Annotated in this window: 9 protein-coding genes; 8 read left to right on the top strand and 1 reads right to left on the bottom strand. The window is 69.1% G+C overall.

The genetic code is table 11. The annotated features are described in order from the left end of the window. Positions 1 to 52 precede the first annotated feature (52 nt). The 4 genes from AC0HS0_RS18085 to AC0HS0_RS18070 are packed head-to-tail and all read left to right on the top strand — an operon-like array spanning position 53 to position 5,257. Positions 53 to 1,024 (top strand): AAA family ATPase, encoded by a 972-nt coding sequence (locus tag AC0HS0_RS18085; RefSeq protein ID WP_472965532.1) that lies wholly within the window; start codon positions 53 to 55, stop codon positions 1,022 to 1,024. Further along, positions 1,021 to 2,364 (top strand): DUF58 domain-containing protein, encoded by a 1,344-nt coding sequence (locus tag AC0HS0_RS18080; RefSeq protein WP_472965531.1) that lies wholly within the window; start codon positions 1,021 to 1,023, stop codon positions 2,362 to 2,364. The genes AC0HS0_RS18085 and AC0HS0_RS18080 overlap by 4 nt, the downstream gene beginning before the upstream one ends. Further along, positions 2,361 to 4,673 (top strand): transglutaminase-like domain-containing protein, encoded by a 2,313-nt coding sequence (locus AC0HS0_RS18075; protein ID WP_472965530.1) that lies wholly within the window; start codon positions 2,361 to 2,363, stop codon positions 4,671 to 4,673. Before AC0HS0_RS18080 ends, AC0HS0_RS18075 begins: the two co-directional genes overlap by 4 nt. After that, positions 4,670 to 5,257: a hypothetical protein gene (locus AC0HS0_RS18070; RefSeq protein ID WP_472965529.1), complete on the top strand. Its 588-nt coding sequence runs from the start codon at positions 4,670 to 4,672 to the stop codon at positions 5,255 to 5,257. The genes AC0HS0_RS18075 and AC0HS0_RS18070 overlap by 4 nt, the downstream gene beginning before the upstream one ends. Before the next feature lie 78 nt (positions 5,258 to 5,335). Here AC0HS0_RS18070 and ald read toward each other — a convergent pair whose 3' ends face one another. Then, on the bottom strand, positions 5,336 to 6,451 hold the full coding sequence (ald, locus tag AC0HS0_RS18065) for an alanine dehydrogenase (protein ID WP_472965528.1): 1,116 nt from the start codon (positions 6,449 to 6,451) through the stop codon (positions 5,336 to 5,338). A gap of 369 nt (positions 6,452 to 6,820) precedes the next feature. Between ald and AC0HS0_RS18060 the strand changes: the two genes are divergently transcribed. From AC0HS0_RS18060 to AC0HS0_RS18045, 4 genes are read left to right on the top strand one after another with little or no spacing between them, the layout of a single operon-like run. Next, complete coding sequence (locus tag AC0HS0_RS18060; RefSeq protein WP_472965527.1) at positions 6,821 to 8,035, top strand: ABC transporter substrate-binding protein; 1,215 nt, start codon at positions 6,821 to 6,823, stop codon at positions 8,033 to 8,035. Continuing rightward, a complete protein-coding gene (locus AC0HS0_RS18055; protein ID WP_472965526.1) occupies positions 8,035 to 9,234 on the top strand; it encodes an ABC transporter ATP-binding protein in 1,200 nt (399 codons plus the stop codon). The genes AC0HS0_RS18060 and AC0HS0_RS18055 overlap by 1 nt, the downstream gene beginning before the upstream one ends. Then, positions 9,235 to 10,155: an ABC transporter permease gene (locus AC0HS0_RS18050; protein ID WP_472965525.1), complete on the top strand. Its 921-nt coding sequence runs from the start codon at positions 9,235 to 9,237 to the stop codon at positions 10,153 to 10,155. After that, entirely contained in the window at positions 10,152 to 10,976 is an 825-nt protein-coding gene (locus AC0HS0_RS18045) for an ABC transporter permease (protein WP_472965524.1), read from the top strand. The genes AC0HS0_RS18050 and AC0HS0_RS18045 overlap by 4 nt, the downstream gene beginning before the upstream one ends. The last annotated feature ends 69 nt before the right edge of the window (positions 10,977 to 11,045 follow it).

Here is an 11,045-nt window from a genome sequence, read left to right as displayed (position 1 = left end):
CGGCGCGCGCACGAGCGCGGCGCTGCTCACGCACCCCGAGAGAGGCCACAGCATGACGATGACCCCCGAGCAGGCCGGCTGGTTCTCGGGCGTGTTCGACCGCCTCGTGCAGAACATCGACCGCGTCCTCCTCGGCAAGTCGCACGTCATCCGGCTCGCGCTCACCGCACTGCTGAGCGAGGGACATCTGCTGCTGGAGGACTACCCCGGCACCGGTAAGACATCGCTCGCGCGGGCGATGGCCGAGAGCGTGCGGGGCACGACGAACCGCGTCCAGTTCACGCCGGATCTGCTGCCGGGCGACATCACCGGCGTGAACATCTACGACCAGCGCACCGGCGCGTTCGAGTTCCACCGCGGGCCGGTGTTCGCCAACATCGTCCTCGCCGACGAGATCAACCGCGCCTCGCCCAAGACTCAGTCCGCCCTCCTGGAGGTGATGGAGGAGCAGCAGGTCACCGTCGACGGCGTCCGTCATCCGGTCGGCGAGCCGTTCATGGTGATCGCCACGCAGAACCCGATCGAGCAGGCGGGCACCTACCGGCTTCCCGAGGCGCAGCTCGACCGCTTCCTGATGAAGGCCTCGATCGGCTACCCCGACCATGAGGCGACGCTGCGCATCCTCGAGGGCGCGGAACGCCGGGCGCACGAGATCGTCGTACCGGAGGTGATCTCTGCCGAGACGGTGGTCGAGATGGCGGACATGGCCCGGGGCGTGCACGTGGACCCGTCGATCAACGACTACGTCTCCCGGCTGGTCGACGCCAGCCGCACGGCCGACGAGATCCGCCTCGGCGTCAGCGTCCGCGGGGCGCTCGCGCTGGTCCGCGCAGCGAAGACGCTCGCCGCGTCCCACGGCCGCTATTACGTCACCCCGGACGATGTGAAGGCATTGGCCGAGCCGGTGCTCGCGCACCGTCTGGTGCTCGACCCCGAGGCGGAGTTCGAGGGCGTCACGGCCTCCAGCGTGGTCGGCCAGCTGCTGATCGAGGTGCACCCGCCGAGCGATCGGGCCGCCGTGTGACCAGTACCGTCACCCGCACCCAGGTCGAGCTCACCAACGCGCGCGCCCGTATCGTCGGCGAGCGCGACGGGCTGCTCGCCGACGCGATCGTCTGGGTCGTCCGGACGAGCGCGAGCGTCGGTCGCGCCGTGGCGTCGGCCACGCGGGCCCTGGGGGCCGTGATCACTCCGCTCGGCTGGTCGATGCTGGTCGTGACGGTGCTCGCGGTCGTGGCGGGTTACCTGCTGGGCTGGACCGAGGCCGTGGTCGCGGGCTGGGCGGCAGCAGCTCTGCTCCTTATCGCGTCGCTCTACTTGGTGGGCCGTATCGCCTATGACGTGGGTCTCACGCTTCCCACCAATCGCGTCGTCGTCGGTGACCGCGCCCCGGGCGAGGTCACGGTCCGCAACCCCACGCGACGGCGTCTGCCCGGCGTGCGGGTCGAGGTGCCGGTCGGTGCCGGTCTCGCCGAGTTCGCCGCTCCGGCGCTGGTGAGCGGCGACGAGCACTCCGACGTCTTCGTCGTGCCCACGAGCAGGCGCGGCATCGTCCCGATCGGCCCGGTCCGCACCGTCCGTGCCGACCCGATCGGGCTGCTGCGGCGCGAGATGGTCTGGGCCGACTCGCTCGACCTCTTCGTGCACCCCCGCATCATCGCCATCCCGAGCATGAGCACCGGTTTCGTGCGCGACCTGGAGGGGGCGCCGACGCGTGACCTGACCCAGAGCGACGTCGCATTCCACGCGCTGCGCGAGTACATGCCGGGAGACGAGCGCCGCAACATCCACTGGAAGAGCACGGCCAAGACCGGCAGCTACATGGTGCGCCAATTCGAGGAGACGCGGCGCAGCCACCTGCTCGTCGCGCTCAGTCTCTCCGAGGCCGACTACGCCACCGAGGAGGAGTTCGAGCTCGCTGTGAGCGCGACGGGCTCGCTGGGTGTGCGCGCCATGCTCGACTCCCGCACGGTCTCCGTCGTGGCGAGCGCGGAGACTCCGGACTTCGCCAAGCGCGTGGTGTTCAGCGCCCGCCGGCTGAGCACGGTCGGCCGCGGCAGGCTGCTCGACGATCTGGCCGGCGTGGAGACGGCGGAAGCGGCGCTCCGGCTCCCCGAGCTCGCACAGGTCGCGAGCGAGGACGCTGCCGGGACCTCGATCGTCTTCCTGGTCTGCGGCTCGACCGTCACGGCGACCCAGTTGCGCTCCGCCGCCGCGCACTTCCCACTCGGTGTGGACGTGGTGGCCATCGTGTGCGACGAGGGCGCCGTGCCGACACTGCGCCGGGTCGCCGACCTCAGCGTGCTGACCATCGGCTACCTGGAGGACCTCCAGCGCAGTCTCGCGAAAAGGCTCGCGACATGATCGGGAGGCTGCCCTGGCGCTCCGCCGCCGCCGACACCGGGTTCGCGCTGGCGGCGGTTGCGCTCGCGGCGTGGTCGTTCTGGCCGGTGTACCAGTCGGCGGCGTTCGTCACGATGCTCGTGGTGACACTCGTGCTCGGCGCGGCGATCGCCGTGCTGGGGGCGGCGCTCCGCTGGTCCAGCATCGTCGTCGGCGGTCTGATCGTCGTGGCCTATCTCGCGGCGGGCGTACAACTGGCGGTGCCGGGGGAGGCGACGGCGGGTGGCCTGCTGCCGACGCCGCGGGGCTTCGTCGACCTCATCCAGGGCACCTGGCTGTCCTGGAAGCAGCTGGTCACCATCTCGGTCCCCGTCGGCTCCTATCAGGCGCTGCTGGTTCCGGCCTTCATCCTCGTGCTGCTGGCGAGTGCGATCACGACGACCATCGCTCTCCGGTCATCCCTGCCGGAGCTGGCTGGCATCCCGCCGGTCGTTCTGCTGATCGCCGGAATCGCGTTCGGCTCGGCGATCGCGCCGGCGCCGCTCTGGCTGGTGCTCGGGCTGTTCGCCCTGCTGCTGATCTGGAACATCCGCCTGCGGCTGCGCCGGCGGACGGCCGCGGTGCGCACCCTGCGCGAGCAGAGCGGGCTGACCGTCGAGACGCGCAGAGAGCGCGGTTCGACGGCGGTGCTGACGGCGGCCGGTGCCACGGTGATGCTCATCGGCGCCGCCGTCGTCGGGATCGGCGCCACCGTCCTGGTGCCGCCGTCGACCGAGCGGCAGGTGGTGCGGACGGCGGTCGAGCAGCCGTTCGACCCCCGCGCGTACCCGAGCCCGTTGAGCGGCTTCCGTTCGTACCTCGAGTCGGGGTCCGCGTCTCAGCCGATGCTCAGCGTGAGCGGGCTCCCGGCCGACGGGCGCATCCGGATCGCGACCCTGGACACCTACGACGGCGTGACCTACTCGGTCGGGAGCGCCGCGGTCACGAGCGCCTCCGGAGCCTTCACCCGGCTGCCCTACCGCCTCGACCAGTCCGGCACGAAGGGCACGCAGACGCAGTTGAATGTGACCATCCGCGGCTACCGCGGCCCCTGGGTGCCCGGCACCGGTCAACTCGAGCAGATCCAGTTCCTGGGGAACCATGGCTCGACGCTCTCCGGGGCGTACTTCTACAACGACGTCACCGGGACGGGTGCGGTGCTGTCCACGCTCCGCGACGGCGACTCGTACGTGGCCGACTCCGTGACGGCCCCGAAGCTGTCGGCGGCTCAGCTGACGAAGGTCGAGCCGGGCTCCGACTCCGTGCCCCGGCCGACGGTGATCCCCGACGAGCTGCAGTCGACCCTCCAGAAGTACACCGCGGGAGTCACCGGCGCCGGTCCGAAGCTGGCGGCGGCGTTGCAGGGTCTCGCGAAGGACGGCTACATCAGTCACGGCGTCGGCAAGGACGAGCCGGCGAGCCGGTCCGGGCACGGCGCCGACCGGATCACCGAGCTGCTGACGAACGTCCCGATGCTGGGCGATCAGGAGCAGTATGCCGTGACAGCCGCTCTGATGGCGCGGCAGCTCGGGTTCCCCGCACGCGTCGTCATGGGCTTCGTCGCACCGGCCGACGCGGGCGTCGGCCCTGTCACCTTCGTCGGCTCCGACGTCTCGGCCTGGATCGAGGTGCAGACGAACACCGGCTGGGTGACGGTCGACCCGACGCCCCCCGTGCGGGCGGTGCCGCCGAAGCAGCCCGAGCAGCCGACCGAGATATCGCGGCCGCAGACGAACGTGCAGCCACCGGTCGACGACAGCCCGCAGCAGAACGAGGAGCCGCCCCAGGCGCAGGTCGACAGCACGCCTCAGCACGCGCCGAATCCGGTCCTGGAGACGATCCTCACGGTGCTCATCGTGATCGGCTGGACGCTCCTCGTGCTCGCGGTGCTCGCGGCGCCGTTCCTGGCGGTCATCGCGGCGAAGTGGAGGCGGCGTTCGCTGCGACGTTCGGCGGCGACGGCTGCGGACCGGATCGTCGGAGGCTGGCGCGAGTTCGCCGATGCCGCCGTCGACCACGGCTACGACCCGCCGCCCTCCGCGACCCGCGTGGAGTTCGCGACGACGATCGGCGGCACGCGCGCTGCGGCGCTCGCCAAGGTGGCCGACTGGGCGGTCTTCAGCCCGCTCGCGCCGACGACCGCGGAGGCGGACACGGTGTGGAAAGCGGTCGACGACCTCCGCGCCCAACTGGATCGCCGCGACACGCGGTGGAAGCGGATGCTCGCGGCGGTCTCGCTGCGGTCGCTCGGCTACCGTGGGAGGACGGGAGAGAGGACGAACAGGCGATGAGATGCCGGGTGTGCGGAGCGGCGCTCTCCGAGGGGACGCTGTTCTGCGGAAACTGCGGGAGTTCGGTCACGGCGTCGCGGGTGCGGCCGCCGGAGGTCGCCGACTCGCGGCCGTCGGACACGTCGATCGTGCCGCCGCTCGCCAAGCCGGCGGTGGCGGGACGCTTTCCCGGCGCGGTCGAGTTCGACGAAGACGGCCTCCCGCCGACCGAGGCCATCGACGTCGTCCCGATCGAGAGCGCTCCGCCCGCTGGGTCGGTGCGGGCGTTCCGGCTGAGCTTCTCGACCGGGGAGTCCGTGGAGGTGCGCGGCAGCGGCCTCGTCGGCCGGCGGCCGATCACGCAGCCGGGGGAGCACGTCGACCACCTCGTCGCCATCTCGGATCCCGCACGCAGCGTGTCCAAGACGCACCTCGAGTTCGGGCTGGAGGGCGACGACCTCTGGATCTGCGATCGGTACTCGGGCAACGGCACGGTCGCGCGCCCACTCGGCGGGGTCGCGCGCCAGTGCGAGGCGGGCCGGCGGTATCGTGTGGGCCGGGGGACGCGGGTCGACATCGGCGACCAGTGGTTCGACGTCAGCTGATCCCCGCGGCCACGCTGAACTGAAGAACTCCTCCGCCGCCCGCGGGAGCGGGCAACGGAGGAGTTCGTTCGCCTCCCGTCAGACGAGGGCGTCGGCGACGGCGGCGTCCACGATCCCGTGCGCTTCTGCGACGCCCGGGTTGGTGACGTGGCCCGCGTGCACGTTGAGGCCCAGCGCGAGCGACGGGTCGGCGCGCAAGGCGGCCTGCCAGCCGTGGTTCGCGATGGCGCGGGCGTACGGCAGCGTCGCGTTGGTGAGCGCGTAGGTGGAGGTATGCGGGACCGCGCCCGGCATGTTCGCAACGCAGTAGAACAGCGACTGGTGCACGGTGAACGTCGGGTCGGCGTGCGTGGTCGGGTGCGAGTCGGCGAAGCAGCCGCCCTGGTCGACGGCGATGTCGACGAGCACACTGCCCGGCTTCATGCGCGAGACCAGCTCGTTGCTGACCAGCTTCGGCGCCTTGGCGCCCGGCACGAGCACCGAGCCGATCACGAGGTCGGAGGCCACGACGGCCTTATCGATCTCGAAGCTGTTCGACGCGATGGTCTTGATGCGGCCGGCGTAGAGGGCGTCGAGCTCGCGCAGGCGGGCGATGTTGGTGTCCAGCACCGTCACCTCGGCGCCGAGGCCGACCGCAACCGAGGTGGCGTTGGTGCCGGCGACGCCTCCACCGAGCACGGTGACGACGGCCGGGTGGGTGCCGGGAACGCCGGGGACGAGCAGGCCGGGCCCGCCGTTCGGCTTGAGCATCGTGTTGGCGCCGACGATCGGGGCGAGCCGGCCGGCCACCTCGCTCATCGGCGCGAGCAGCGGGAGCGCACGGTTGGGCAGCTGCACCGTCTCGTATGCGATCGCCGTGACACCGCTCTCGATCAGCGCGCGCGTCAACTCCTCGTCGGCGGCGAGGTGGAGGTACGTGAACAGCACCAGTCCCTCGCGGAAGTAGCCGTACTCGGAGGCGATCGGCTCCTTCACCTTGAGGATCAGGTCGCCCGCAGCCCACGTGGAGGCGGCGTCCGGGAGGATGGTGGCTCCCGCTCCCGCGTAGAAGTCGTCCGGGATGGAGGAGCCGACGCCGGCTCCGGCCTCCACGTAGACCTCGTGTCCGGCGCCGACCAGGTCGTGGACGCCTGCGGGCGTAATCGCCACGCGGAATTCGTTGTTCTTGATCTCGCGGGGGATCGCGACCTTCATGGGGCTCCTCAGCTCCTCGCACTTCGACGTGATGGTTCGACAACACACTAGCGCCCTTCACGGACGATTTCGATAGGAATTCAGGAAGGATCGTGCTGATTCCGTAAATTCCGTATCGAACCAGCGCGGATATCGACAGTTCGTCTCACCGCTCGTTCGCGCGCCGCGGGCGTTCTGCGATTTCCTCCGGGTTTCGGACGATTCGGCACGGATTTCGTGACGATCATGTTTCAAAATGGACGATTCGGCCGCTGATGGGTGCGAATCGCGTCGGTCGTGTGCCAGGATCGACCCACCGCGAGGACACAGCGACGTGTTCCGGCGGATCGCCCTCAGGCAACACCAGATAGACCCGAAGGAGCTCCGCAAGTGAAATCCAGGCCACTCCCGAACGACCCGATGATCCGCCAGCTCGTGCAGTCGGCTCGTGCCTCCCAGCTCACCCGTCGCGGTCTGCTCGCCGGCGCGACAGCCGGTGCCGCGGCGCTGGCCCTGGCCGCGTGCTCCACCGGCGGCGCCTCGGGAAAGCCCACGCCCGCCAAGGACCAGTCCAGCACCGACAAGACGCTCACCTGGGCCAACTGGCAGGCGTACCTCGACCAGGACGACAACGGCAAGTATCCGACGCTGGAGGCGTTCCAGAAGCAGTCCGGCCTGAAGGTCAAGTACGACGTCGCGGTCGACGACAACAACACCTACTACGCCAAGGTCAAGGACCAGCTGGCCCTCGGCAAGGACATCGGCGCCGACACCGTCTGTCTCACCGACTGGATGATCGCCCGCTGGATCCGGCTCGGCTACGTGCAGTCCTTCGACGAGTCGGCGATCCCGAACAAGAAGAACCTCACTTCCAACCTGGTCGACGTCGACTTCGACCCTGGCCGCAAGAAGTCCCTGCCGTGGCAGAGCGGCTTCGCGGGCATCTGCTGGAACAAAGAGAAGCTGCCGAACGGACTGAAGTCGATCGACGACCTCTGGAAGCCCGACCTCAAGGGCAAGGTGGGCGTGCTGAGCGAGATGCGCGACACCATGGGCCTCCTCCTGCTGCAGCAGGGCGTCGACATCTCCAAGAAGTTCAGCGACGACGACTACAACAAGGCCATCGACACGCTGACCAAGGAGGTCAACGACGGCCAGATCCGCAACATCAAGGGCAACTCCTACCTCAACGACCTGAAGTCGGGCGACACGCTCGCGGCGATCTGCTGGTCGGGCGACATCACGCAGCTGAACGCCGAAGCCGGCGACAACTGGCAGTTCGCCATCCCGGAGGCCGGCGGCACGCTCTGGAGCGACAACTTCGTCATCCCGATCGGGTCGCCCCGCAAGGCCAACGCCCAGAAGCTGATCGACTACTACTACGAGCCGGAGGTGGCCGCCGAGGTCGCCGCGTGGGTCAACTACATCACCCCGGTGCAGGGGGCGAAGGAGGCCGCGGTCGCGATCGACCCCGACCTCGCCGACAACCAGCTGATCTTCCCCGACGAGGAGACCCTCTCGACCGTGCATGTCTTCCGCACGCTCACGCCGGCCGAGGAGCAGAAGTATCAGGCGGCGTTCCAGAAAGTGATCCTGGGGGCCTGATGCCGAAGGGAGTCTTCGCCGAATCCGGTGCCGACCTGCAGCTGATCGGCCTCCGCAAACGGTTCCCCGGGTTCACGGCCATCGAGAACCTCGACCTGACCATCCCCGCCGGGTCGTTCTTCGCCCTGCTCGGCCCGAGTGGCTGCGGCAAGACCACGACGCTGCGCCTGGTGGCAGGCCTCGAGGAGCCGACGGAGGGCCGCATCGTCATCGGCGGCCGGGACGTGACGCGCACCAAGCCGTTCCAGCGGCCGGTGAACACGGTGTTCCAGAGCTACGCGCTCTTCCCGCACATGACGATCCTCGAGAACGTCGCCTTCGGCCTCCGCCGCCGCAAGATCGGCGACCCGGTGGCGAAGGCGCACGAGGCGTTGCGGCTGGTCGAGCTCGACCACCTCGCAGCCCGGCGGCCCGCCCAGCTCTCGGGAGGTCAGCAGCAGCGGGTCGCGCTCGCGCGCGCCGTGGTCAACCGCCCGGCGCTGCTGCTGCTCGACGAGCCGCTCGGCGCGCTCGACCTCAAGCTGCGGCGGCAGATGCAGCTCGAGCTGAAGTCGATCCAGACCGAGGTCGGCCTGACCTTCGTGCATGTGACCCACGACCAGGAGGAGGCCATGACCATGGCCGACACGGTCGCGGTCATGAACAAGGGCAGGATCGAGCAGATGGGCGCACCCGAGTTGCTCTACGAGCTGCCGTCGACCGTGTTCGTCGCGAACTTCCTCGGCCAGTCGAATCTCTTCGTCGGGCCGGTGCACGACAGCACGGGCGACACCCTCGGGGTCGAGGTCGCCGGTCACCGCATCCGGGTGCCGCGTGCGCGCGCGCAACGCACCTCGGGCACGGTCACTGTGGGCGTCCGCCCGGAGAAGCTCACCCTGCACGCGGGGGAGGACACGATACTGGCCGGGGCCAACCGGCTCGGCCCGGGCCGAGTGATCGACGTGTCGTTCAGCGGCGTCAGCACGCAGTACCTCGTCGACATCCCCGGGCTCGGCACCGTGGTCGTCTTCGCTCAGAACGTCGCCAGCGGGCCGGGCGCCGGTTTCGGCGACGAGGTCTGGGTGTCGTGGGACGCCTCCCACACCTTCGTGCTGGCCGACGAGCCGCCGGCCGACGGGGGCTTCGCCGACGACACCGATACTCAGGCGGTGGCGGCGCAGGCGAAGGAGCGGCTGCTCTCCGAGCTGGAGGAGGCGTAGATGGCGATCGCGGCCTTCACCGGGCCTCCCGCGACGCAGGATCAGGAGCCCGCAGCGCGGCGCAAATCGGGGATCGCGCTGGTCCTGCTGCTCCCCGGCGTGCTCTATCTGGTGCTGTTCTTCCTCACGCCGCTGGTCTCGCTCATCATCACGTCGTTCCAGGCGCCGGTGCCCGATGGCGACATCGGGCAGTACCAGGCCGCGTTCCAGTGGCAGAACTACACCGACTCGATCTCGGAGTACTGGCCGCAGATCCTCCGTTCGTTCGGGTACGCGCTCATCGCGACCGCCGCCGCGCTCGTGATCAGCTATCCGCTGGCGTACTTCATCGGCGTGAAGATGCGGGCCCGTCCTGTGATGCAGAACCTGTTGATGACACTGGTCATCGCACCGTTCTTCATCAGCTTCCTGCTGCGCACCCTCGCCTGGAAGGCCATCCTGAGCGACGACGCGTGGGTCGCGAGCTCGCTCAAAGCGCTCAGCATCCTCCCGCCGGACGCTCACATCACGGGCACGCCGTTCTCGGTCATCTTCGGTCTGACGTACAACTTCATCCCGTTCATGACGCTGCCGCTGTACTCCACCCTCGAACGCCTGGACACGCGCCTGCTGGAGGCCGGCCAGGATCTCTACGCGAGCAACTGGACGACCTTCCGCAAGGTCACCATCCCGCTCTCGATGCCCGGCATCGTCTCGGGCACGCTGCTCACCTTCATCCCGGCAGCGGGCGACTACATCAACGCGTCGCAGGACTTCCTCGGCGCGGCCGACACCTCGATGATGGGCAACGTCATCGAGAGCAACTTCCTGGTGCTGCAGAACTATCCGACAGCCGCGGCGATGTCCGTCATCCTGATGGCGGTCATTCTGGTGATCGTCGGGTTGTACGTGCGGCGGAGCGGAACGGAGGACCTGCTGTGACGACCACCGAGCCTCGTGCACGATTCCGGTTCCGCGGGCTCGGGCTGGGTGTCTACGCGTTCCTCGCGCTGGCGTTCCTGCTCATCCCGATCGTCTACACGTTCGTGTTCTCGTTCAACGACGCGATCAAGAACAACATCGCGTGGCGCGGATTCACCCTGCGCAACTGGACGAACGTCTGCGACGCCGCCGGTATCTGCGACGCGTTCGCCGCCTCCATCATCATCGGCATCGTCTCGACGGTGATCGCGACGGTGCTCGGAACGATGATCGCCATCGCACTGATGCGCTACCGGTTCCGGTTCCGCTCGCAGACCAGCCTGCTGCTGTTCCTGCCGATGGCGAGCCCGGAGGTCGTGCTCGGCGCGGGCCTCGCTGCGCAGTTCCTGAGCCTCGGCGTGAACAAGGGCTTCGGCACGATCATCATCGCCCACGTGATGTTCTGCATCAGCTTCGTCGTGGTGACGGTGAAGGCCCGGGTGGCTTCGCTCGATCCTGCGCTGGAGGAGGCCGGACGCGATCTGTACGGCTCGCCCAACGCGGTGTTCTGGCGGATCACGTTCCCGTTGCTGCTGCCGGGGATCCTGTCGGCGGCTCTGCTGTCGTTCTCGCTGAGCTTCGACGACTTCATCATCACGAACTTCAACGCCGGCGCGGTGACGACCTTCCCGATGTACATCTACATCGCTGCGTCGCGCGGCATCCCGGCGCAGGCGAACGTGATCGCATCGGCCGTGTTCATCCTGACCATCCTCGTGGTCCTGATCTCCCAGCTCACCGCCGCCGCCCGAGCCCGACGTCTCGCCCGCGCCACCCAGTAGCCACCCTCCTCCGCCGAGGGGCACGTCGTTGTCACTTTTTGAGCCCGAAAGTGACAACGACGTGCCCCT

The organism is Leifsonia sp. PARNA 1/14, assembly GCF_055720965.1.
Note: the sequence above shows the minus strand (reverse complement) of the source record. Positions and strands in the feature narration are given on the sequence as shown.